This is a genomic window from Polynucleobacter ibericus (genome assembly GCF_018687955.1).
Lineage (GTDB): Bacteria > Pseudomonadota > Gammaproteobacteria > Burkholderiales > Burkholderiaceae > Polynucleobacter > Polynucleobacter ibericus.
In genome coordinates this window covers 648871-673842 of the sequence record NZ_CP061309.1, presented here as the reverse complement: position 1 = coordinate 673842, position 24972 = coordinate 648871, and the positions used below count along the sequence as shown (strand labels likewise).

Here is a 24972-nt window from a genome sequence, read left to right as displayed (position 1 = left end):
CAATGATTATTCACCATATTAGGACTTTTGGATGGTAGCAATCACCGGAGCATGGTCCGATGGCTGCTCCCAGGCCCTAGAGACTTTATCCACTGTGCTGGCACTACATTTTTCTTTGAGCGCCTCGCTTAATAGAATGTGGTCAATCCGCATACCGGCATTCCTTCTAAAGCCCATCATGCGGTAATCCCACCAACTATAGGTTTTAGGTGACTGTTCAAACATTCTGAATGAATCAGTCAGGCCTAGTTTGATGAGCTCTTGAAATGCTGCGCGCTCTGGTGGGGAGACTAAGTTTTGCCCTTCCCAGGCCTTGGGATCATGCACATCTTCATCCGCTGGAGCAATATTGAAATCACCTAAGAGCGCTAAACGTGAATTTTGTTGCATCTCTTCTGCTAGCCAGGTTTGAAGAGCCTTCAACCAAGCTAGTTTGTATTGAAACTTATCACTATCGGGTGATTGTCCATTTGGAAAGTATGCTGAGACCAGTCTCATCGGCTGGGTACCTGCAAAACATACTGTTGCTGCCAGAATACGTTGCTGCTCATCCATATAGTTCGGAATATTTCTGATGGGCTTCAGAAATGCAGTTTCAATATCTGAGGCAATTGGTGCTAAGGCTGCTTTGCGCAAAATGATAGCGACGCCGTTATAGGTCTTTTGTCCTGCCGCCAGACTTAGATAGCCTGCATCCTCTAACTCTTTGTGTGGATACTTATCATCCGTGAGCTTGAGCTCTTGTAAGCACAGTCCATCAATTGGTTCTTTTGCCTTCTCTTGGTCCTGTAACCAACGAAGGACTTGTGGAAGGCGAACTTTTAAGGAGTTCACATTCCACGCAGCTATTCGTACCGAATTAGTCATCGATTCCAAGCTCTTGCAACTTACGAGTAATGGTATTGCGGCCAATACCCAGTCGTTGAGCAGCTTCTACTCTTCTGCCGCGAGTGACTTCTAACGCTGCTTGCAGAACGGCTTTTTCAAAGCGTGCCGTCAAGGCATCAAACACTTCTTTATCACCGTCTTGCAGCATCTTCACTGCCAGGCGCCCTAAACCACTTTCCCAATCACCTGAAGCAAGCTTGGTAGCAGCTGGATTTGGATTGTTTGGTGAAGACTCACCCTGAATAACGATTGGCTGCTCACTGGCTTCTGCAACAATATCTGCAGGAAGATCACTCACACCAATCACATTGGCTGATGTCATCACGGTTAACCAATGGCATAAGTTCTCTAATTGGCGCACGTTACCTGGAAAGGGCATTGCACTGATTTCTTTGAGAACTTCATCAGAGAGTTTCTTGGGCTCAACACCCAGAGACTTAGCGCAAGTGAGCATGAAGTGTCTTGCTAACATCGGGATATCTTCACTACGCTCGCGTAATGAAGGCATACGTAAACGAATCACATTCAAACGATGCAATAAATCTTCACGGAACAATCCAGCAGCTACTCTAGCATCTAAATTTTGATGGGTTGAGGCAATGATGCGTACATTTGCCTTAATCGGATCTTGTCCACCAATGCGGTAGAAGTGGCCATCAGATAAAACTCGCAGCAGACGTGTTTGCAAGTCAAACGGTAAGTCACCTACTTCACCCAAGAAGAGAGTGCCGCCATCGGCTTGCTCAAAACGACCACGACGCAAGGTCTGCGCACCAGGGAAGGCACCACGCTCGTGACCAAACAATTCAGATTCCAATAAATCTTTTGGTACAGCCGAGGTGCTTAAAGAAACAAATGGGCCTTTGGCACAAGGACTGTGCTTATGCAAAGCATGAGCAACTAACTCTTTGCCAGTGCCAGACTCTCCCGTAATAAGAACGGTGGCATTGGATTGCGCTAAGCGACCAATCGCGCGGAAGATTTCTTGCATGGCTGGTGCTTGACCAATAATCTCAGTCGCATCCTGTCTCCAAGCGGTGAGCTCTTTGGCGCCGGAGTCATTACGAATACCCTGCTCTACTGCGCGATGGATTAACTCAACCGCTTTTTCCACATCAAAGGGCTTGGTAAGGTATTCAAAAGCACCGCCTTGAAACGAGGAGACTGCTGAATCTAAATCTGAATACGCCGTCATGATGATGACGGGCAGATTCGGATGACTTGCTTTGACATGCTGCAGTAAATCCAAACCGTTACCACGAGGCATACGGATATCCGAAATCAGTACTTGGGGAGATTCTTTTTCTAAAGCATTGAGTACGTCATTTGGATTGGAGAAACTCTTATGAGGAATATTCTCGCGCGCCAAAGCTTTCTCTAAGACCCAACGAATAGATTGATCATCGTCAACGATCCAAATTGGTTTCATGATGCTTTCTCCTGCCTACGGTATGGAATTTGAATATGAAAATCGGTGCGTCCAGGGCGGCTATTACAAGCAATAAAACCCTGGTGCTGCTGAACAAAGGTTTGGGCCAAGGTAAGACCGAGCCCGCTACCACCCTCTCTGCCAGAAACTAATGGAAAGAAGATGCGCTCAATAATTTCTTCTGGAATGCCAGGGCCGTTATCGATCACATGCAAATCCATTGCTAGCTTATAACGATGCTTTGCAATCGTGACTGAACGTGCCACGCGAGTCTTTAATTCAATTTGCGCTACCCCAGCCTGAATCTCTTCAGAGAGCGCTTGCGCTGCGTTATGAACAATATTTAAGGTCGCCTGAATCAACTGCTCGCGGTCTCCTAATACATCCGGCAGACTCGTATCGTAATTACGAATAATTTTGAGTCCTTTTGGAAACTCAGCTAAAACCAAACTACGCACACGCTCCAAAGCTTCGTGCACGTTGAACGATTCCATCAGATGCGCCTTGCGATGTGGCGCTAAGAGGCGATCTACTAAAGTCTGCAGGCGATCTGATTCTTTAATAATGACTTGCGTGTACTCCCGCAGGCCTTTATCCGGCAATTCGAATTCGAGCAGCTGAGCCGCTCCACGAATTCCACCCAATGGGTTTTTAATCTCATGCGCTAAATTGCGCATCAATTGTTTGTTTGCCTCGACTTGCTGCGTTACTCGTTCATCACGCTCACTACGCAACTGCTGGTCAATTGGAAACCACTCCATCATGATCAGATCAGGATCATCCAGAACAGCAACAACTACATGCGCTGGAATAGATTCATGATGAATACTGCCGGGCAGTGAGTGCAGAATCATTTCTTGTCGTTGTACCAAGAAATGCCCTAACTTCACCTCGCTAATCATGACTTTTAAAGCGTCATTGTCGCCAAATAAATTGTGCACAGATTGACCCTCAAGTGATTTACGTGAGAGATCTAAGGCAGCCTCGGCAGCTGGATTCACGTACACCAATTGTTGGTTCTCAGCCTCAAATACCACGATGGCATTGGGCATCTGATCAAGCAATGTCGGAAAAAAAGGAGCAGCCGAAGCTGCTCCCTTGAACGAATTGCGCAACAGACCTGCGCTCAAGTTCTTTCCTTCGCTTACAGGGAGTAGTACATATCAAATTCGATAGGATGAGTAGTCATACGGAAACGTGTGACATCTTCCATCTTCAAATTGATATATGCATCAATCATGGATTCAGTGAATACACCACCGCGAGTTAAGAACTCGTGATCTTTCTTCAATGCATCCAATGCCTCTTCCAAGCTTGCGCAAACGGTTGGAATCTTTGCATCTTCTTCTGGTGGCAAGTCGTACAAATTCTTGTCAGCAGCTTCGCCTGGATGAATCTTGTTCTGAACGCCGTCCAAACCAGCCATCATCAATGCTGAGAAGCAAAGGTATGGGTTGGCCAATGGATCCGGGAAACGCGTTTCGATACGGCGACCCTTAGGATTTGGAACGTGTGGAATACGAATAGAAGCAGAACGGTTACGTGCTGAGTAAGCCAACTTCACTGGAGCCTCAAAGCCTGGAACCAAACGCTTGTATGAGTTTGTACCTGGGTTAGTAATCGCATTCAATGCTTTAGCGTGCTTAATGATGCCGCCGATGTAGAACAATGCAAATTCTGACAAACCTGCGTAGCCGTTACCAGCAAACAAGTTCTCGCCGTTCTTCCAAATAGATTGGTGAACGTGCATACCAGAACCGTTATCGCCAACGACTGGCTTAGGCATGAATGTTGCTGTCTTGCCATATGCATGAGCAACGTTTTGAATCACATACTTCTGCCAGATAGTCCAGTCAGCGCGTTGTACCAATGTGCTGAACTTAGTGCCCAATTCATTTTGGCCTTGGCCAGCAACTTCATGGTGATGCACTTCAACTGGAATGCCCAGTGATTCAAGAATCAAACACATTTCAGAACGCATGTCTTGGAATGTATCTACAGGAGCAACTGGGAAGTAGCCGCCCTTTTTACCTGGACGGTGACCAGTATTGCCGCCTTCAATTTCAGCGCCTGATGACCATGGAGCCTCTTCGGAATCAATCTTCACGAAGCAACCTTGCATGTCAGCGCCCCAACGAACGCCGTCAAAAATAAAGAACTCTGGCTCTGGACCAAAGTAAGCTGCGTCGCCTAAGCCAGTACTTTTCAAATACGCTTCAGCGCGCTTAGCAATAGAACGTGGGTCACGGTCGTAACCTTTGCCATCAGCAGGCTCGATCACATCACAAGTCAACACCAAAGTTGGCTCTTCATAGAATGGGTCGATGTAAGCAGCTGTTGGATCTGGTCTGAGCAACATGTCAGAAGCTTCAATACCTTTCCAGCCAGCGATAGAGGAACCATCAAATGCATGACCGCTCTCAAATTTATCTTCGTCAAAAGCAGAGATAGGAACTGTCGTGTGCTGTTCTTTACCCTTTGTATCTACAAAGCGGAAATCAACGAAAGTACATTCTTTCTCTTTAACTAACTTCATCACATCAGCGACGGTCTTCGTCATGCAAATCTCCTCTATTAACTAAATTCGGAATCAAAACTTAAGGCATACACCCTTGTTTATTCCAGGCATCAAACATGCCTACTGGATGTATGTAATTTACTGAAGCAAACAAATGGGAACACTTATTATTGCACTGTTTAAGTGCTGAAATACCCTTCACAAAACCCCAAATACTCCTATTTGCACCATTTTAGTGCAAATAGACTTAGCTGATATCGTGGATTTCGTAGCCCAGCTCTTGGGTGCCTGTTCTCAAGGCAATCCAAGCGCTTTCCAGCAGGTTGGCATTGCCTTTAATGCCCAATTCAATATGACGCTGGGAGTAGACGCCGCCCCTTGAGGGATCACCTACGGATGGCAGACTAAAAACCTTAACCCCTGGAAAACTGGCCTCGATACGCTCCATCAAAGGCGTTAGGGTGGATTCAATGCCCTTGGGCACAATAAAACTCTGCTCTGCCCAGTTTTCTTGATGGAAAAGATCCTTGTAATAGGTATCCAAACACCATGCCATCATGGGCGCAGCCATCACCGGAAATCCTGGGACAAAGTGATGCTCCCGAATCCGAAAGCCTGGAATTTGGTTATACGGATTAGGGATGATGTCGCTCCCAATCGGAAACTCACCCATCTTGAAGCGATGTTGATTCTCCGGGGTGTTTAAGTCCGCCTTAATGGGATCGCCTTCTGCCATGGACTGAATGCGTCCTGCAATCAACTCTTGTGCAGTGGGGTGCAATTCTGTTTTAGTGCCCAAGGCAAGCGCCGCACATTGACGCGTGTGATCATCTGGTGTCGCACCAATACCGCCAGTACTAAACACCACATCCCCACTCGCAAAACTTTCTTTTAGGGTAGCGGTAATTTGTTCAGGATCATCTGCAACATATTTGGCCCAAGCCAAACTAAGACCGCGCTCATTGAGCAACTCAATAAGCTTACTCATATGTTTATCTTGACGACGCCCTGACAGAATCTCGTCTCCAATCACGATTAAACCGAAACGACGTTGCGCCGCTTGAGTTTCTTTTGACTCGTCTATTTCAACTTTTTTGATTGCATCAACCATCTCATTGGCCCTTGTATTAACTATGATGCGGAAGTTCAATATCAACAACACGCGATTGCACTGTGAGTACCTTATCTAACTCTTCTTCTCTTAACTGCTTAAGTGCATCCAATAAGAAGTAGCTAAACCATAAAGCAGCAAACACAAAAATCAGAGAATAAATCCAAAGCGCTACAAAGCTCACAATGGGGAAAAGCACCAAAGCCAACGCAGAGGTAGCCCAAAAGAATGTTGGCACTGCACCCAACATCCCGGATGCAATTCCCATGCAGAGTAAAGGCCAACGGTATTTTTGAATGAGCAGATCACGCTCTTCGGCGCTAGCATGCTTAGCGAGCACGTCATACGACATCAAGCGCATTGTTAACCAACCCCACAGTAATGGTGGCAATACCGCTACCAAGGGCGGAACCCACCACACAGGCAAGGTCAACATTACCAACACTAAACAAATCAGAGCTGACCACAAGGAATAAATCAGACTGCCAAAGAAGCTGCCGCCCCGCTTACTCTCCAAGCCCTGAAATTGGGATTGTCTAGAGGCGATTCTGACAATTGCAGGCACAGTTGAAAAAGCGATGAATACAAGCAAACTAATTGTGATGAGGGGAATAATCAGCATCACAAAAAATAGTGGCGCAATCCATGCTCTGGCATTTTCAAAGCCAGCCCAAATTAAGCCCTCCTGAATCCAGCTAGTAAAGATTGAGGTGGTTAGAAAGATGCTTAAGGCTTCAAGCGCTGGTGCCCACATAAGCCAAATCAACACACCCCATAGAACCGAGACAATCAGAAATGGGCGCAAGCTTAGCCACAACATACGCGGATGCATGGTTCCAGCTAAGGCCATGCCAAAAGATTTAAATACCTGCTGCAACCCAACCATACAACTCCTATTACCCAATGGATTAAGACCTACTTGGGTTTCAATTCCTTTACGGCATGAACGAGACCTTGCCATTGATGCGCGAGGATATTTGGTGAAACAGATAAACCTCTTACCCCCGTAGGGTAGACCTCTTTAGGGAAGATGGAAGTTCTGAAAAGCATGTCCCACCATGGAAACAGAACACCAAAATTACAACCACCTAGAACACCAGGCTTGCCTTTCGCTTCATGGCCATAACCCACTGCATGATGCATGCGATGAAACATGGGAGAAACTAGCAAGTATTTGGCTAGACCCAAGTGAATTTTAATATTGGCATGCTGCCAGCTTTGAATCAATTGGCTAACAGCAATGAGCGCGATGAACTGGCCTGGCGATACCCCAAATAAAAGAGCAAAGAAGGCCATAAAGGTTGCATGCATGATGTCATCAAGAACGTGATTACGATCATCAGACCATGCCGTCATCACCGTTTGACTGTGGTGCAAGGCGTGCAGCTGCCACCACCAATTAAACACATGCGAGGCACGATGATAGAGATACTCTACGAAATCTAATAACACGAGATAGATGAAAAAGCTCACCACCGGGATTGAACTAACCCCTGGCCACCAAGACTCAACGTTTAATCGATCAAAGCGAAAATCATGCAGGATCGAGTCGATTTCAAAAAAGAATCCAGACAAGGCAATAAATACAAGTCCGTGAAAAATCCCCAGACGATGAAACAAAGTGTAGAACACATCCGCCCTACTGGCTTTAGCAAATGGTTCTTGCGTCTCTGCCGGAGCCAAACGCTCCCAAGTGCGTAATACAACAATGATTAAGAAAATTTGAATGCAGCCAAATAAAAACCAATCAATACCGTCATATACATCCTCAGCCCAAGCCATTAAATCGAATTGATATAAAACTGGAGCTAGCAGATTGGAAAAAATGAATTCCTGTACGCTGGCATAGGCGCCTGAGATATTGGAGGTGATGGTGCTGAAATCCATGTCTTATTTTGACGGATTTACGGAATTTTTGGGCAGCAGCCCAAAGCAGAATCCGCGCCCCTTCAGATTGACAATGAGTTGCTCTAAAACGGCGGGCGCCCAGGGATCTTTTCTAGACCAAATGCCTAAATGAGCCATGGTGATATCGCCATCCTTCAGCTCTCTGCTGGCTTTTTCTAAAAGATGGGCATTCGGATGCTTTCCAGAATCCAATTCATCCCCTAAGAATCCAGCAGGAGCCCAGCCAATATGCTGGTAGCCGCACATATCGCCCATACGAATCAAGGCAGGAGACGTTTTACCACCCGGCGCACGCCAAATCTTTTGTAGGGGGCTCTCGGTGAGCTCCTGGAAACGCACATCCACCTTACGAATTTCTCGGCACATCTCCGCTTCGTTATACAGAACTGTCATGCCAGCTTTAGGACCAAATTGGGGTCTCTCAAACACTGCTCCTTTGGGACCATCTTTCACAAAGTAGGTATGGTCGTAAGTATGACTGCCAAAGTGATGACCTTCTTTCACGCGCTCTTGCCAATAGCTCTTCCAAGAATCATCTAAAGAAAAGTCACCGCGAAAAGTTTTTTCATTAGCGAGAAAAAAAGTAGCCTTTACATTTTGTCGCTTAAGAATCTCCGCCACCTTTTCAGCTACAGACATATTGCCCGTATCAAAGGTTAGGTAAATCTTCTTGCTGCATTCTGCTTGAGCAATAGCGCCCAATGAAAAACAGCCGAGCGTGAGCGCGGCTGCTAAACGGATGAATACTTTATGAATCATCACTTGTACTTATTCCCATCCAGCCCTTGGGGCAAAGAAGACACCATGCGGAGATTTTCCAACAGGAATAACGGTTACTAATTTCATCGTTGGGATATCAATCACTCCTACTTTTTTAGAGAAGCGAAGGGTTACCCAAAGGGTTTTACCGTCAGGAGTGATTTCCATATCATCCGGTCCAGCTGGAAGCCCAGTGATATCACCAACCTTCTCGAGGGTTTGCATATTGATCAAACTAATTGTGGAAGCGATCCGATTGCTGACAAAGACATGCTTTTTGTCGCCCAAAGGACGGAAGTTATGGGCACCCTTACCAGTTGAAATACGCTTCACTTCTTTACGATTCTTCCAATCAATAACTTGTACGTTATCTTCGCCAGTAATACCCACCAACAAATACTGATCGCCAGGCGTCATCCACAAACCAGCGGGCACTTTACCTGTTGGCATCACCCACAATACGTTTTGGGTTTCGAGGTCAATCGCTGCGAGCTCATTCGAATCTTGCAAAGTAATGAAGGCAATTTTGCTATCTGCAGTAAAAGCGATATGACTTGGCGTCTTTGCCAACTTCACTGTCTTCGCTAATTTGAGATTGGCACCATCCGCAGCATAAATATCAACACGATCTAAACGATTACCGTTTGCCACGAACCATTTATTGTTTGGCGAGTAACCAATTTGATAGGGGTCGATGATATTGGGAATTCTGCCGGTTAACTCACCAGTCGTGGGATTCATCAACGCAACATCATTACCAGCTGCATTGGCAATCAGCAATGTTTTTTGATCGGGCGTGATCATCAAGTGATGCGGCTCTTTGCCAACAGGAATCGTTTTAATCACTTGACGAGTAGGCATATCAATTAAGCTAACTGTTGCCTCACCTGAATTCAGGACGACTGCTAGCTTAGGCTGATTTGCAGTATTTGCTGGCGCTACTGACGATGCTGGGCTAGCAGTTTGCGCAAACGCATTTGGATTGGCAAAAAGTAGCGTAAATAATGCGGAGGTCGCAAGTATGCGAAAACCTCTAATCTTGATAAATTTGTACATATCTCCATTGTAAGCAATTGGAGGGGCCAAAATGACCTCTGCGTCCCAATGGATTTGGTCTTCAATTGATTTAGCGCAAGCTTGCCAATACCTTTTCAAGACGCTTTAAGGACATTGGGGTTGGGGTTTTAAGCTCCTGGGCATATAAAGCGACCCTGAGCTCTTCTAGCTGCCACCGAAAATCTGTTAAAGCCTGATCCTCAGCCATTGCATAGGAGGCAGCACCCTTATTGCCCTGCATCAGCTTTTGCCATGGACGGGCTACCGACTCCCAATCCTTTTGGCATTGCGCATCACGGCTGGGGTTAGAGCGCAATTTATCGATACGCATGGCAACCCCTTTTAAGTAACGAGGTACATGTACCAGCTGGGCATACGGTATCTCAGCGACAAACTTCGGAAAAATCAAGCCTTGTATTTGAGTTTGGATATCAGCATAAGCGGTAGGTGAAACCGCTTTTGCGCTAGCAGTCTTTTTCTGCAAATCTGCATGAGCCTGTAATGCATTTAGAGCATGGCGAGAGATTTCCTGGGCAATGAGTGCTAACCGAGGCTTACCTGCCTGAAGCCGTTCTGTAAATTGCTCCGCATTGACTGGGAGTGTTTCGCCCATAAATGCTCGCTCAAGCGCCAGATTGAGAATCTGATCTATCAAGCCATCTACTGATCCCACATTAATAAATAACAGACCCAGCTCACGAATACCCGGCAACTGTTTTTGCAATGCTTTGAGCGTATCTTTATTGCTCAGTGCAAATAAGCGACGCAATCCAAGGGCATGCTGCTTACGCGCCTCCTCTAAATCATCAAATACCTCAAGGTCGCAATAATCAATCCGATCTACTAGAGCTGGGTAACCAAACAAGGTTTTATTGCCCTTTTGAATCTCTAAGGTTTCAGGAAGCTCGCCGAATTCCCAGGAGCGATAACCACCCTGCTCAACTTTTCGGGTGGCATCTGCAGAAGTGGCGATAGGCTTTGATGCACCTACTGGTGGCTCAACACCTAACTCGACTTGAGCCGTCTCTTGAGCAATTGCCTGGAATGCATTACGGGCAGTCTGTCCATATTCAGAACGTAAACGCGTTAAGTTGCGCTCAACTTCCAACTGACGTCCATGTTCATCAATCAAGCGAAAGTTCATTGAAGAATGTAGCGGTAATGCTTCTGGTCTAAAGTCCGTACGCTTAATCTCAAGACCGCGCTCTTTACGGATATCACTGATCAGACTGTCCAAGAAGTCGCCCACGCCAAATTGCTTTTCTTCTAACTTGCGCTCTAGAAAAGACTTTGCATAATCGGGCAGAGGAACACAGTGACGTCGCAGTTTCTGCGGCAATGACTTCAGCAGCAGAAGCGTCTTCTCTTCACACATACCAGGTACTAGCCATTCACAACGGCGCCCATCAACTTGATTGAGTTGAGTCAGCGGCACTACCAGAGTTACACCATCTTTAGGACTACCTGGTTCAAAGTGATAGGTCAGACTAAGCCGTGCACCGCCGACCAACATCGTTTTTGGGTAACGATCAACCGTGATACCAGCTGCCTCATGACGCATGAGGTCTGCTTTTTCTAAGCGAAGCTGACTATCGAGCTCTTTGTCTTTGTCTAACCATGCTTTCAGGCTTTCTCGACTACATACCGCTTTTGGAATGCGTGATTCATAAAAAGCAAATAATAATTCGTCATCTACTAATACGTCTGGTCGACGTGAACGATGTTCAAGGGCTTCAATTTCTTTAATCAGTCGACGGTTGTGCCAGAAGAATCCAAAGAGATTGGGATATTTCTTCTTGGCATCGGTTTCGGTTTCGCGCTGCAACGCTGGCGTATCCATCCGACCAAACATTTCCTCTTGAACTAAGGCCTGGCCTATAAATAACTCTCTTGCTTCCTCGGGATTGTGAGGCTCGTAACGCACCCGGCGTCCATGGTAGATCGGTAAGCCATACAAAGTACCCCGCTCAAAAGCCATTACCTCACCCTGACGGTTATCCCAGAATGGATCACTCAGCGATTTGATTAGCCGATGAGCTGCAACTCGCTCTACCCATTGAGGTTCAATCTTGGCAATCGTTCTGGCATACATGCGATTGGTTTCTTGCAGTTCACCTGCCAGAATCCAAGCGCCCGCCTTCTTACCAATCGTGGAGCCGGGCCAAATGAATGGGCGAATACCGCGCGCCCCAACGTAACCGCCTGTCTTACTGTTGCGGTCTTGAGTTTTTTCATCCTCCTCTTTCTTGGCTACATAACCTAATAAGCCCGTTAATAAAGAGAGGTGAACTTGCTCGTAGGTTGCAGGTAAACCATTTTCTTTCCAGCCCTTTTCACCAAGCATTGTGTGCAGTTGACCATGTACATCACGCCACTCACGCAAGCGACGCGGCGAAAGAAATTTACTTTTACACAGATTCTCTAGCTGACGATTGCTGTGCTTGTGCTGTAAAGCATCTTGATACCAATTCCACAATTTAACGAAGCTAAGGAACTCCGAGCGCTCATCCGCAAACTGCAAATGCGCTTGATCAGCAGCAGCAGCCTGATCCATCGGGCGATCTCGTGGATCCTGCGTAGCCAACGCCGAAGCAATAATGATGACTTCTTTTAAGGCGTTATGCTCTTTCGCAGCCAAGAGCATTCTGCCAATCCGGGGATCCAGTGGTAAGTCAGCCAATTGCCTGCCAGTGGCAGTCAGCTTGAAACTGTTATTGACATCCTTGCCATTCTCCCTAGCATCAACGGGGTCTGACTCATCAAATTCAATAGCGCCCAACTCGTCCAGAAGTTGCACGCCATCAGCGATTGCCCTTCCTAGTGGTTTATCAATAAACGGAAAGTGCTGAATCTTAGGCAAGCGCAAGGAGCTCATCCGTAGAAGCACTGCAGCTAAAGAACTGCGCAATATCTCAGGATCGGTGAACTTGGGGCGGCCTTGATAATCTTGTTCGCTATAGAGGCGCACACAAATGCCATCCGATATACGACCGCAGCGCCCCGCCCTTTGGTTGGCAGCCGCCTGGGAGATGGACTCAATCTGTAGTTGCTCTACCTTATTGCGATAGGAATAGCGCTTGACTCTCGCCAAGCCACTATCGATGACATAGCGAATATTGGGGACAGTTAATGAGGTCTCTGCAACGTTGGTTGTCAAGATGATGCGTCGCCCATTGCCTGGACTGAAGACCCTCTCTTGCTCAGCAACGGATTGGCGCGCAAAGAGACTCAGAATCTCCGGATGAAAACGCTGCTGCAAGACATGGTCCTTACGCAAGGCTTCAGCACAATCGCGTATCTCTCGCTCACCTGGCAAAAACACTAAAACATCTCCAGCACCAGATGCGCCCTCGCGCCACAAGCTGGAAATCTCTTCAGTCACCGCGTCTGGAATCTCTTTTGCGGTCTTAGATTCTTTTTTACCATCCGGCTTTGCATCTGGCTCGAGAGGAGCATAACGCTGCTCCACCGGAAAGAGTCGACCGCTAACTTCAATCACTGGAGCTACTTTGCCATTAAGCGCAAAGTGTTCAGCGAAGCGCTGAGCATCAATGGTTGCTGAAGTAATGATGAGTTTGAGGTCGGGTCGCTTAGGAAGTAATTGGCGCAAGTACCCCAATAAGAAATCAATGTTCAGACTACGCTCATGAGCCTCATCGATGATGAGCGTGTCATAGGCGCGTAGTTGGGGATCGCGCTGCGTCTCGGCTAGCAAGATACCGTCCGTCATCAACTTAATGGAAGCCGTATTGCTAGTCTTATCTGCAAAGCGGACTTGGTAACCCACATCCTGACCTATGGGTGAGCCCAACTCTTGGGCGATTCTCTTGGCTGTGGCGGTTGCTGCGATTCGGCGAGGCTGAGTATGGCCAATGAGCTTGCCGCCGTTTATTGTGCCGCGACCAAGATCTAAGCAAATCTTCGGCAGCTGCGTTGTCTTACCCGAACCCGTCTCACCACAAACAATCACTACCTGATGGCTTTGCAGGGCATCCTTGATTAGCTGACGCTGACCCGAGACCGGCAATTCCTCTGGAAAGCGAATTTCTAGCCGGCGTGAGGTGTTGGAAGCAGGCACAGGCTTTGGCATTGCTTTGGGTTTTTGTTGGTTTATAGGCTCTTGCACCATATAATTTTCTCACTATGCCAACAAATGCACCTAACCAGGCCTTAATGGCCACTGAAACGACCTCCAACTTCCCTTTCGTAGGGTGGTTGCGCGATGTTGCGCCCTACATCCACAGCTTCCGTGAGAAGACCTTTGTCATTGCTTTTGCGGGCGAACTTGTCCAAGAAATCGGTCTTGAGAACCTGATTGAGGATATCGCCATGCTGCATGCCATGGGGATGCGCATTGTTTTGGTTCATGGTATCCGCCCTCAGATTGAAGAGCAGCTGACACTACGTAAGATTAAGAGCAAGTTCGGCAAGAGCGCCTTGCATAGCTATCGGATTACCGATGCTGCTGCGCTTGAGTGCGTAAAAGAAGCCGCCGGTGAATTGCGTCTCGATATCGAAGCAGCGTTTAGCAGAGGGTTACCCAACACCCCTATGGCGGGTTCACGTATCTCCGTAATTTCCGGTAACTTTATTACTGCAATGCCAGTGGGCGTTGTCGAGGGTACTGATTACGTTCATACCGGTTTAGTCCGTAAAGTGGACTCCGGCTCTATTAGGCAGTCTTTAGATAGCAATAAGATCGTACTGCTCTCTCCTTTAGGTTTCTCGCCTACAGGTCAAGCATTTAACTTAGCTTACGAGGATGTAGCAGCTTCTACCGCTGCCGCCCTTAAAGCAGATAAGCTAATCTTTTTGAGTCCTTATGCTGGCCTAAAGGATGCTGAAGGTGATTTCATTACTGAACTCTCCATGCCGCAGCTACATGAATACGTAGCCCAAAATAAAGAGATGGATTTAGGCATGAAAAGCCTGCTCAATATTTCTGGTAGAGCAATTCGGGCAGGCGTAAGCCGAGTGCACTTCCTACCTTGTAATCAAGATGGCGCCCTCCTTGAAGAGCTCTTTACCCATGATGGTATTGGAATGATGTTGGCCTCCTCCGATATTGAAAATTTGCGCGAAGCGAATCAAGATGACGTTGGCGGTATCTTGCAGTTAACTATGCCCCTAGAAGAAGAAGGTATCTTGGCTGCGCGTGGACAAGATGTGATTGAGCGTGATATTCAGCGCTTCTCAGTGATTGAGCATGACCGCGTTCTCTTCGGCTGTGCTGCCCTCTTCCCATTCCCAAATGGCGTCGGTGAACTAGCCTGCCTTGCAGTAGATCCCGATGTTCAAGGATCAGGTGATGGTGAACGTCTCCTTAAGCGTGTTGAAATGCGCGCTAAACAAGAAGGCATCAAGAAATTATTTGTTCTCACCACGAGAACTGAGCACTGGTTCTTAAAGCGTGGCTTTAAACGGGCATCCGTTGATGATCTGCCTGAAGAAAGAAAACAAATTTATAACTGGGATCGTAAGTCCATGGTTTTAACTAAAGATTTATAAGAAAGGTATTACAGATGGCACGCATGGTTCAATGCATCAAACTCAATAAAGAATCCGAAGGCATGGATTTCGCCCCACTTCCTGGTGATCTAGGTAAAAAGATTTGGAATCAAGTTTCTAAAGAAGCTTGGGCTGCTTGGTTAAAGCACCAAACGATGCTGATTAATGAAAACCGCCTCAATATGGCAGACCCACGCGCACGCCAATACCTCCTAAAACAGGTAGAAAAGTACTTCTTTGAGGGTGGCGCAGATATGGCACAAGGTTACGTACCGCCTGCAGAGTAAAAAAATTAGTTTGCCGTATTGCAGCAAATAATTGATTGAAAAATATTTTCTAAATTGCTGTTGACACTGCCAAAGATAAGCGTAGGATGAAGTTGTGGTGAGACAGATTGAGTGCCTCACTCACATTGGCGAAAGCCACTAAAGATGAGTGCATCTGTGCACTCATGGATGTCGGAACTGATTACCTTCCGATTATCTGCGCCATGCAAACCATGGCAAAACAACCCGATGGGCATACCCCGTCGGGTTTTTTAATGCCTAAATAATCTCAAGCCGTGATTAGAGGGCTATACGATCCACGCCTGCAGCATTGCTGACCAGCAAAATGTTCGCTTTTTCTTTTGCAAATAAACCTACAGTAATCACACCGGCAATTTGATTGATTTGCGCTTCCATCTGGAGGGGGTCGGCAATCTTCAGCCCCGCTATATCCAAGATCCAGCCACCGTTATCAGTCACAAAAGGCTCGCTAGGCGTTTGATTGAGATCAGCGCGGGTGCTCTTCGCTAAGCGCAAAGTTACTTTGCCGCCAAACTTTTCTAACTCACGAGTAACAACACCTTTTGCAAGCGGAATGATTTCCACTGGCAATGCAAAGTTACCCAGTACTGGGACTTGCTTGGAGGAATCGCAAATACAAATAAATTGCTTTGCCATGGAGGCAATAATTTTTTCTCTGGTGAGAGCCCCGCCGCCACCTTTAATCATGTGGCCGGCTGGATCGATTTCATCTGCGCCATCTACATAGGCAGGCAAACCTTGAACGTCATTTGGATCGAGCACTTTAAAACCATGCTTCAATAAACGCTCAGTTGTTGCATTAGAGCTCGATACGGTCCCAGCAAAATGGTCCTTATGAGGCGCCAAGGCATCAATAAAGCAATTGGCCGTTGATCCCGTGCCTATACCTAAAATTTGCCCTGCAGCAAGCTTGAGCACTTCATCTCTAGCTGCTTCACCTACCATTTGTTTTAGTTGATCTTGATTCATATGCCTGTCTAATGCCCTTATGCCCGAACTGGAACCGAGTAATTAATCCATCTATCATATGATATTCACAAGAAAACCACTTTAGAGCAGCGAGCAAGCCCATGAATAGCACCTCTTCGAACCTAAGCCAACTTGAGCAACTCAAGCAACTCACCACGGTCGTAGCTGATACGGGTGATTTTGAGCGCATGCAGGCCTTCCAACCGCAGGATGCGACTACCAACCCTTCGCTCATTCTGAAAGCAGCTCAACAAAGCAATTACCAGGATTTGGTGCAATCAGTTAAAGCAGCTCATCCGGGCATGAACCCGACTGACTTGGTCGATTACATCTTGGTTGCCTTTGGCTTAGAGATTCTGAAAATCGTTCCAGGGCGGGTTTCTACAGAAGTGGATGCGCGTCTGTCGTTTGATACTAAGGGCACTGTAGCCAAGGCTAAGCATTTAATCTCGCTTTATGAATCTCATGGCATTGATCGCAAACGCATTCTGATTAAGCTAGCTGGCACGTGGGAAGGCATTGCTGCCGCCAAGGAGTTAGAGTCACAAGGCATCCATTGCAATATGACCCTGCTCTTCTCGCTCGTTCAAGCGGCTGCATGTGGCGCAGCCAATGCCAAACTAATCTCCCCATTTGTGGGTCGTATTACTGATTGGTATAAAGCTAAGCTAGCCGCTAACTGGAGTGATAGCGCCAATGGTGGTGCAAATGATCCAGGCGTCACTTCAGTTAAAAGAATCTTTCACTATTACAAACACTTTGGCATCCCTACTGAAATCATGGGCGCTAGTTTTCGTAATACCAGTCAGATTCTAGAGCTTGCTGGGGTAGATCTATTAACGATTAGCCCTGAGCTTTTGGCTGAACTGCAAGGTAGTAATGCATCAGTTGAGAAAAAACTTGATCCTGCTAATGCTGCGGCAGCATTGCAGGCGGAGAGTATTACCCCCTTGAAGCTAGATGAGTCTAGCTTCCGTCTGCAACTCAATAATGATGCGATGGCTACCGAGAAATTGGCTGAGGGAATTCGGAACTTCTGCGTAGACACAGAGAAGCTGGAGGCGCTACTAGCCAAGTAAATTGCTAGTAGCTGGATTACTCCTTGGGTTTTTACTTTTTACCGGTGTTAATGCCTAGTATTGAATAGGCTGGGCAATTACCGATCATTCCAGTGATCAAAGGGATAATTCCGATCCAGGCCCATGGGCCAGTGATGCCAAAACCCGCTAAACCCATAAGGGTTACACCAACAGTCATCCGCACTACGCGATCTGTATGTCCGATATTGCATTTCATATGAAGCTCCTTTTTTACTTGGCAGCTTTAGTGCTTGCTTTTGCTAGGCGCTGTCTTAATGCCTCATACAAGCATACGCCACTTGCAACAGATACATTCAAACTGGAGACCACACCTTGCATTGGAATACGGACTAACTCATCGCAGTTTTCTTTGGTAAGGCGACGCATCCCCTCGCCTTCAGCCCCCATCACAATCCCAATGGAGCCGGTGAGATCTATATCGTAGATTGATTTTGTCGCTTCGTCATCTGTGCCAATCAGCCAAACACCCGCTTCTTGCATTTCTTTCATGCTACGAACAAGGTTGGTTACAGTAATCACTGGCATCACTTCGGATGCACCACTAGAAACTTTGCTAACAGTGGCATTAATAGATGCAGAGCGATCTTTGGGAATCACTACGGCATCTATACCGGCACCATCTGCTACACGTAGGCAAGCGCCAAAGTTATGGGGATCAGTCACACCATCTAAAACCAAAAATAATGGCTGCTTCTGCGCACTCTCTGCATCTTCAACCACTTCGGTGATCGTTCTCGCAACGGTTATTTTTTCTGCTAAAGCTACAACGCCTTGGTGACGATCATGCCCTGTTAACTTATGGAGACGCTCGGCATCAGCTGCATGTAAACGTTCGCCCAAAATCTCTTCAGCTTGCTTTAAAAAATCACCCATCCGCCTATCGCGACGACTCGGATCAAAGTACACCGACTTCAAGCTATCCGGATCTACGCGCAAACGTGCTTGCACTGCATGGAACCCTACTAATATTTGTTTCATCTTATTTTCTAATGTAATTTCTATGTAGGGTATGTTTATTTGCGGCGTGCTTTTGTGCTACGAACCGGGGGTTTACTTCCGGCTGGTTTACCAACAACTCTTCCCGGCTTGGACTTACCATTCTTACGAGTTGCTTTGCTCTTGGACTGATTGGCGCCTAAGGTGCCGGCAGATTTTGCTGCATTGACATTAATACCGCTTGGTTTTTGTGGGGTCTTATTGTCTGAGCGGCCTCTTTGAGGGGCGGCTTTTTTGTTTGGCCTACCAGTATCGCTTGCCAGTATTAGCTGTCGACGATTAGAAGACCCGCCAGGCTCAGCACCAACCGACTTAACAAGGCTAAATTCAATCTTGCGTGCATCTAAGTCAACACGACTTACCAACACATGCAAACGATCGCCTAAGCGATAGCGAATTCCAGTACGCTCTCCGCGCAACTCTTGACGTGCTTCGTCATATTGGAAGTAATCACCGCCAAGTTCGGTGACGTGCACCATGCCCTCGACAAAGAGATTCTCTAGCTGAATAAATAAACCAAAGTTAGCAACGCCAGTAACGGTGCCCGCATACTCTTGACCTAAATGATCACGCATGTAGTAACACTTGAGCCATGCCTCTACATCACGTGAAGCCTCATCAGCCCGACGTTCATTCGATGAGCAATGAACACCCAATTGACCCCAAATAGGTAATGCCGCATTAGCACCTTTAGGAGGCTTAGCACCTTTGGCTACCCCTGCTTTTGCATCGCTTTGAGATTTCTTGGCATTTACTGCGTTCTCACGACCTTTACCTTTACGGGGCAAGGTCAAATTCAGTGGCACCTTAGGCGGCAAGACTGGTACATAAGGCTTTTTCTCTAGGATCGACTTAATTACCCGATGCGTTAGCAAGTCAGGATAGCGACGAATCGGACTAGTAAAGTGCGAGTACGCTGGGTAAGCCAAGCCAAAGTGGCCTTCGTTATCCGGCTGGTACATTGCCTGTTGCATAGAGCGCAATACCACTGACTGCAGCATGTTGGCATCAGGACGTTCTTTAATCTCACGCATCAATTTAGCGTAGTCACGTGGTTTTGGCTTCTCGCCACCGCCCAAAGACAGGCCTGATGTTCTGAGAACTTGGCGTAATGTAACTAACTTTTCTTCGGATGGCTCACCATGAACACGATACAAGCTGAGATGCTTATTTTTTTCAATAAAGTCAGCTGCACATACGTTGGCAGTCAACATGCACTCTTCAATTAAGCGATGGGCATCATTGCGAAGACGCGGCTCAATACGCAAAATCTTGCCAAGCTCATTGCTAATGATTTGAGTCTCGGTGGTTTCAAACTCGATAGCGCCCCGCTTCTCACGAGCTGCTAACAGAATCTTGTAAAGCGAATATAGATTACCGAGCAAAGGGCGGAACTGCGCAAAGCGTGTTGCTTCAGGACCTTTGCTGTTAGACAGAATCTCCCAAACCGTATCGTAAGTAAAGCGTTGTGCTGAATGCATCACTGCTGGATAAAACTGGTATGCCAAAACAATGCCGTTGTTATCCACAACTGAATCACACACCATGCACAGACGGTCTACCCCAGGATTAAGCGAGCAGAGCCCGTTGGAGATCTTCTCTGGCAGCATTGGAATGACGCGTCTTGGGAAGTACACCGAAGTAGCACGCAATAAGCCCTCATCATCCAAAGGATGGCCTGGCTTTACATAATGAGAAACGTCAGCAATCGCCACAATGAGGCGCCAAGCCTTAGTCTGCCCGTACATCACCGGCTCACAGTACACGGCATCATCAAAGTCACGTGCATCAGCACCATCGATAGTGACTAACGGTACATCACGCAGATCAACCCGACCTTCTAAATCAGACTGTTGAACAGTATCTGGTAGCGCTGTTGCTTCTTTTAAGGCAGCGGCAGAAAACTCATGAGGAACGCCATACTTACGTACAGCGATTTCGATTTCCATACCCGGATCATCGATTTCACCCAAGACTTCTACTACGCGACCAACTGCCTGGCGATAGCTATCTGGGTAATCAATAATCTCGACGCTAACAACCTGACCTAACTTCGCTTGTCCTTGACCCTTTGGTGGAATCAGAATGTCATGACCGATACGCTTATCTTCTGGCGCAACAATTAGCACACCATTTTCATTTAAGAGGCGACCGATAACTACTTTGTTGGCGTGTAGAACTACTTCGACGATCTGCCCTTCTGGGCGACCACGTCGATCTGTTCCTAATACTCTGACATTGACTCTATCGCCATGCATGACACGTGACATTTCTCTTTCTGAAAGAAAGATATCTTCGCCACCATCATCGGGTATTACAAATCCAAATCCATCTCGATGCCCCTGCACTGTTCCTAAACGGTCAGCCTCACGTGGCATCAAGTCTTTTGCTTTACGCATTTAATTCCTTCGGCAATACATGCCCTGTGTATATCTATTGATATCTATTTTTGTTATGAATAAGGCTACTGTATCAAACCACCAAGTCTGAAGGGAAAAAGCCAAAAAGAGCCAGAAATGACCTTAAAACGTCCGTCACTCTATAATAATGGCATGCCCAGGTGGCGAAATTGGTAGACGCACCAGCTTCAGGTGCTGGCGATCGTAAGGTTGTGGGGGTTCGAGTCCCTTCCTGGGCACCAAATACACCTCTAAAGACCTATATGGGGCCTAGAGCCCTATTTTCAATAGTCAGACCGCTTTCTAGTATCTAAAGAAAAACCGCCCGAAGGCGGTTTTGCACTTTGCGACTAACAGCAAATTATCTTTAGTTCTTCTTAAATACCTGCTGACCATTTACCCAGGTTTCATTGACCTGAATATCTCTGATCTTATAGGCATCCGTTTTCATCGGATTTTTATCAATGATGGCAAAGTCAGCGTACTTGCCAGTCTGGATAGAGCCCACCTTGTCATCCATCTTTAATTGATAAGCGGCGTCAATAGTGACCGCTTTTAAAGCATCATTAATAGATACTTTTTCGTTCGCATTTAACACCTTTTGTGGGGGCGCCTGCCAAAGTCTTGAGGCTCCCTCAGATGCGTACTTCAATGGATGGATTGGGGAGACTGGAGAATCGCTATGGTACGCAAAATGCATGCCATTCTTAATCAAGCTAGCACTTGGGTCAATTCGATTAGCTCTCTCCGGTCCAAGCAGGTGATCGTGAAACGCTTCACCCCAATAATCTGTGTGTCCAATCGTAAAGCCAGGAACAACGCCTAATTTTGCTGCTTTTGTAATCTGCGCTTCAGTAGGAACTGTGAAATGCTCAATTCTTAATCTAGCCTTTACGTCACTTGGCTTGGTAACCAATTTCTGAAAAACATTCAGAGCCTGCTCAATTGCTCTATCGCCATTGGAATGAACAGAGATTTGCCAACCCTGATCAAATCTTGGCTTAGCAAGGTCATAAAGTTCTTGCTCAGTAAAGTTGAGATTACCAGTATTTTTTGTCCCCGCAGGATATGCATAGGGCTGAATCATTGCACCAGTGAGACCTTGGTCGGAGCCATCTGACACAATCTTGACGCCAATAAGCTTATAGACATCATCACCCTGACCTGGCTTATAGCTATTGTTAGTCAATGGGTATGCGTTTGAATACATATAACCCCTGACACGAACAGGAAGCTTCCCACTATGAGTCATATCGTTTAATAAAGCGTTTTCTTTATCAACACCAAGATAACCGCCGAGAGAAATTTCTGCTGAAGTCGTAACACCCTTGCGCACCATTTTTTGGCCCACTTTTGCAACCGCTTGCTCAATTAAATCCTGCTTAGGTACAGGCATCTTTTTTAAGAACAAATAGAAAGCGGGCACCTCATAAATTACGCCTGTTAAACGCCCCTTGCTATCTTTTAGCAATTTTCCACCACTAGGATCTGGAGTGGAGTCAGTAACCCCTGCCATCTCCAAGGCTTTATGGTTTACATAGGCAATATGCATGCTTTGATTCATGACAAAAATTGGCTTTGTTGTGGATACCTTATCCAAAATATCGGCTGTCAACTCAGCCATAAATGGATCAGTTCTTGATGGATCAACGCCGAACGCAGTAATCCACTCTCCATCTTTAACACTCTTGCTATACGTTGTCAGCTTTGCAACCAAACTATCCAAGGTGTCATGCGGCATCTCGAAGTTAGACATGTTTTGCCAAAGCTCTTCTGAAAATGCTGTACCAAAGATATGCACATGAGGCTCTACAAAACCCGGCATCAAAGTTTGACCATTTAGGTTGATGAGCTTGGTATCCTTACCTTGCAAGGCTTTTGTTTTAGACAAAGAGCCTACCTGAATAATCTTTCCACCCTGAATAGCTACCGCCTCTGCTGCAGGTTGGGCCTTATTCATTGTGACAATATCGCCCCCGTAAAAAATGACATCAGCATTACCGGCTGCAATGGCAGATTGTGCGGACAAAAATAGGGTTGCTAAGACAATTCGATTTAAATGGCGCATGCTTTGACCTTAAATTTTATGTTGGCAGCTTTTTCTAAATTTTAACAGTGCCAAGCTGCTCTCCATGAGAGCTAATGGCCCTCACTTAGACTAAATAGCTTTAATATAAGGCATCTACTAATACCTCCCTATCTTGACCGATCAATTAAACCCCTCCCTACTCAAAAAAGAGAGCAACAATTCCAAAGGTATTAGCCTCTTTTCGGCTACCGCTCTTGGAATAGGCGGAATGATGGGTGCTGGTCTATTTTCCCTTCTGGGCACTGCTAGCGCTCATGCTGGCTCCTACATTCCAATAGCGTTTTTGCTTGGCGCAATTGCTGCCTCATTCTCCGTCTACTCATACGCTAAATTAGGTGCTACTTTTCCTAGTAGCGGAGGTGCAGCTACTTTTACAGTAATGAGCTATGGGCCTGGAGTGATTTCAGGGGGGCTCAATATATTTCAATACATTGCCTACCTGATTGCAGCTGCACTTTATGCCGCTGGCTTTTCTGAATATGCCAATACTTTACTTGGCGGATATCTATCGCTACTTGAAATCAAGATTGTTGGAGTAATCATCATCATTCTTTGCGCGGGCATTAACTTACTCGGCACTGATATCGTTGGTAAGGCTGAAACCCTGGCCATTGGCTTCGTAACACTTGCTCTTTTGCTTTTTTCTGTAGAAGGTATTCATGTGGCCGATGTTGGCGCATTTAAGGCAACCGATTGGTCCATCAATGGCATTGCGATTGCAACAGGCATCCTGTATATCAACTACCAAGGCTTTGGGGTTGTGACCAATTCCTCAAATGCTATGCAAGCACCACACAAAGAACTTCCTCTTGCTATGTTCTCAGCCTTGATTTTGGTAACGATCGCTTATTTACTAGTCAGCACTGCAGTAGTGCTGCTGCTTACCCCTGCTCAAATGGCGCTGTATAGCGGTCACGTATTAGGCGATGTAGCCCAAATCGTAGCTGGAAAGATGGGTTTTGTAGTGATTGGTGCTTCCGCTTTATTAGCTTGTGCTGCCGCACTCAATGCCACCATCTTTGCTGCATCTAATATTGCAGCCGATATGGCGAGCAAAATCACAGTCTCAAAAGCTTTGGGTAGCGAGGTCTTAAATACAGAGTTTCGTGCATTAACCATATCAGCGCTCTTGGTGATTGCTCTTGCTTTAGCATTCCCATTAGACGTAGTCGGAAAAATGGCTAGCCTAGCTTTTTTATTGGTTTATGCAGCAATTACCTTTGGGCATATTCGAGTGCGCAAGCAAACCGGTGCCAAGCTGTGGCCGCTATGGATGGCAATTATTATTAACTTGAGTTTATTTACTACTCTATTGCTAAATGTAATCGAGAGCGCACCAGGCAGCGCGATTGCTCTGGGGCTTGCCTTAGTCGGATCCTTCGCCCTTGAAGCAACTGCACGCAAATATCTTAGAACTAAATTAAAGCCCCATTGAGCGATGCAAAATTTTGGCTTTCATCTCAAGCCAGAGGCTTTCAAAATCTTCAATCTTATTATCTGACAGCTGAATAGCCTCAAAGAGGCCTCCAAAAATAATGGAGCCCTTCTTTACCAAGGTCTTTTCAAACTCACCTAAGCCAATCGGCTTATCATCCATATCACGCGTTAGCTCCGCCGAACACACAATCGCGTCAGCATCATCTCGGTCAACAACTGCAAACTCAATATATTGTTGATTTCTTTCAACAATCACTAAGGTGCCACGGGCATAGCAAACTGCCTCATGTGCCTGAACAATATAGGCCAGGAACTGATTCTTTTCATCTTCGCTCTCAATGGGGAGATCATCAATGAAGAAGAGGTATTGGTCACCATCAGCATTTACCAAGGTAAATACTTTTGGAGTGACACCATGACCCAAGGTCAAATTGCGGTAATAGGTAGAAATTTCTACGGCAAGGTTTTCAGAGAATAAGTGCATAGTGATTCAAAGT

21 protein-coding genes and 1 tRNA gene are annotated in these 24972 nt (G+C 46.4%); 6 read left to right on the top strand and 16 right to left on the bottom strand.

The genetic code is table 11. The annotated features are described in order from the left end of the window. Positions 1–18: 18 nt before the first annotated feature. The 10 genes from xth to hrpA form a co-directional block, all read right to left on the bottom strand. Positions 19–867, bottom strand: a complete 849-nt coding sequence (gene xth, locus AOC20_RS03535; protein WP_215361535.1) for an exodeoxyribonuclease III — start codon at positions 865–867, stop codon at positions 19–21. Further along, on the bottom strand, positions 860–2317 hold the full coding sequence (ntrC, locus tag AOC20_RS03530) for a nitrogen regulation protein NR(I) (protein ID WP_215361533.1): 1458 nt from the start codon (positions 2315–2317) through the stop codon (positions 860–862). Before ntrC ends, xth begins: the two co-directional genes overlap by 8 nt. Beyond that, positions 2314–3435 carry a nitrogen regulation protein NR(II) gene (glnL, locus tag AOC20_RS03525; RefSeq protein WP_433915470.1) on the bottom strand — a complete coding sequence of 374 codons (1122 nt, stop codon included), beginning with the start codon at positions 3433–3435 and terminating at the stop codon, positions 2314–2316. Before glnL ends, ntrC begins: the two co-directional genes overlap by 4 nt. 26 nt (positions 3436–3461) lie before the next feature. After that, positions 3462–4877: a type I glutamate--ammonia ligase gene (gene glnA, locus AOC20_RS03520; protein ID WP_215361531.1), complete on the bottom strand. Its 1416-nt coding sequence runs from the start codon at positions 4875–4877 to the stop codon at positions 3462–3464. 205 nt (positions 4878–5082) lie between these two features. After that, positions 5083–5946 (bottom strand): competence/damage-inducible protein A, encoded by an 864-nt coding sequence (locus AOC20_RS03515; protein WP_285896905.1) that lies wholly within the window; start codon positions 5944–5946, stop codon positions 5083–5085. A gap of 16 nt (positions 5947–5962) precedes the next feature. Continuing rightward, positions 5963–6832: an EI24 domain-containing protein gene (locus AOC20_RS03510; protein ID WP_215361529.1), complete on the bottom strand. Its 870-nt coding sequence runs from the start codon at positions 6830–6832 to the stop codon at positions 5963–5965. A gap of 29 nt (positions 6833–6861) precedes the next feature. Continuing rightward, positions 6862–7833 carry a sterol desaturase family protein gene (locus AOC20_RS03505; protein WP_215361527.1) on the bottom strand — a complete coding sequence of 324 codons (972 nt, stop codon included), beginning with the start codon at positions 7831–7833 and terminating at the stop codon, positions 6862–6864. 3 nt (positions 7834–7836) lie between these two features. Next, complete coding sequence (locus AOC20_RS03500; protein ID WP_215361525.1) at positions 7837–8613, bottom strand: polysaccharide deacetylase family protein; 777 nt, start codon at positions 8611–8613, stop codon at positions 7837–7839. A gap of 9 nt (positions 8614–8622) precedes the next feature. Continuing rightward, on the bottom strand, positions 8623–9669 hold the full coding sequence (locus AOC20_RS03495) for a YVTN family beta-propeller repeat protein (protein ID WP_215361523.1): 1047 nt from the start codon (positions 9667–9669) through the stop codon (positions 8623–8625). Positions 9670–9739: 70 nt separating this feature from the next. Next, entirely contained in the window at positions 9740–13759 is a 4020-nt protein-coding gene (gene hrpA / locus AOC20_RS03490; RefSeq protein WP_251373150.1) for an ATP-dependent RNA helicase HrpA, read from the bottom strand. 53 nt (positions 13760–13812) lie between these two features. Here hrpA and argA point away from each other — a divergent pair, with 53 nt between their 5' ends. The 3 genes from argA (at position 13813) to AOC20_RS03475 (ending at position 15730) form a co-directional block, all read left to right on the top strand. Next, positions 13813–15177, top strand: a complete 1365-nt coding sequence (gene argA / locus AOC20_RS03485; RefSeq protein ID WP_215361521.1) for an amino-acid N-acetyltransferase — start codon at positions 13813–13815, stop codon at positions 15175–15177. Between the two features lie 14 nt (positions 15178–15191). Next, positions 15192–15464 (top strand): oxidative damage protection protein, encoded by a 273-nt coding sequence (locus AOC20_RS03480; RefSeq protein WP_215361519.1) that lies wholly within the window; start codon positions 15192–15194, stop codon positions 15462–15464. A gap of 107 nt (positions 15465–15571) precedes the next feature. After that, the gene (locus AOC20_RS03475) at positions 15572–15730 is read left to right on the top strand and encodes a hypothetical protein (RefSeq protein WP_215361517.1); all 159 of its coding nucleotides are present in this window, start codon (positions 15572–15574) and stop codon (positions 15728–15730) included. A gap of 13 nt (positions 15731–15743) precedes the next feature. On the opposite strand, the gene rpiA is transcribed toward AOC20_RS03475, so the two are convergent. Beyond that, positions 15744–16454, bottom strand: coding sequence for a ribose-5-phosphate isomerase RpiA (rpiA, locus tag AOC20_RS03470; protein WP_215361515.1), 711 nt, complete (start codon positions 16452–16454; stop codon positions 15744–15746). Positions 16455–16555: 101 nt separating this feature from the next. On the opposite strand from rpiA, the gene tal reads away from it, so the two are divergent. Next, positions 16556–17533 (top strand): transaldolase, encoded by a 978-nt coding sequence (gene tal, locus AOC20_RS03465; protein WP_215361513.1) that lies wholly within the window; start codon positions 16556–16558, stop codon positions 17531–17533. Between the two features lie 31 nt (positions 17534–17564). Here tal and AOC20_RS03460 read toward each other — a convergent pair whose 3' ends face one another. From AOC20_RS03460 to rnr, 3 genes are read right to left on the bottom strand one after another with little or no spacing between them, the layout of a single operon-like run. Continuing rightward, complete coding sequence (locus tag AOC20_RS03460) at positions 17565–17750, bottom strand: YgaP family membrane protein (RefSeq protein ID WP_215361511.1); 186 nt, start codon at positions 17748–17750, stop codon at positions 17565–17567. A gap of 14 nt (positions 17751–17764) precedes the next feature. Beyond that, positions 17765–18532, bottom strand: coding sequence for a 23S rRNA (guanosine(2251)-2'-O)-methyltransferase RlmB (rlmB, locus tag AOC20_RS03455; RefSeq protein ID WP_215361509.1), 768 nt, complete (start codon positions 18530–18532; stop codon positions 17765–17767). A 35-nt stretch (positions 18533–18567) separates the two neighbouring features. After that, positions 18568–20949, bottom strand: coding sequence for a ribonuclease R (rnr, locus tag AOC20_RS03450; RefSeq protein WP_215361507.1), 2382 nt, complete (start codon positions 20947–20949; stop codon positions 18568–18570). A 155-nt stretch (positions 20950–21104) separates the two neighbouring features. Here rnr and AOC20_RS03445 point away from each other — a divergent pair. Beyond that, positions 21105–21191 (top strand) — tRNA-Leu (locus AOC20_RS03445). Positions 21192–21316: 125 nt separating this feature from the next. Here the strand turns inward: AOC20_RS03445 and AOC20_RS03440 are convergent. Continuing rightward, positions 21317–23017 (bottom strand): amidohydrolase, encoded by a 1701-nt coding sequence (locus tag AOC20_RS03440; protein WP_215361505.1) that lies wholly within the window; start codon positions 23015–23017, stop codon positions 21317–21319. 133 nt (positions 23018–23150) lie between these two features. Between AOC20_RS03440 and AOC20_RS03435 the strand changes: the two genes are divergently transcribed. Beyond that, complete coding sequence (locus tag AOC20_RS03435) at positions 23151–24473, top strand: APC family permease (RefSeq protein WP_215361503.1); 1323 nt, start codon at positions 23151–23153, stop codon at positions 24471–24473. On the opposite strand, the gene AOC20_RS03430 is transcribed toward AOC20_RS03435, so the two are convergent. Continuing rightward, positions 24459–24959, bottom strand: a complete 501-nt coding sequence (locus AOC20_RS03430; protein WP_215361501.1) for a hypothetical protein — start codon at positions 24957–24959, stop codon at positions 24459–24461. The two genes, AOC20_RS03435 and AOC20_RS03430, sit on opposite strands and share 15 nt — an antisense overlap. Positions 24960–24972: the final 13 nt, after the last annotated feature.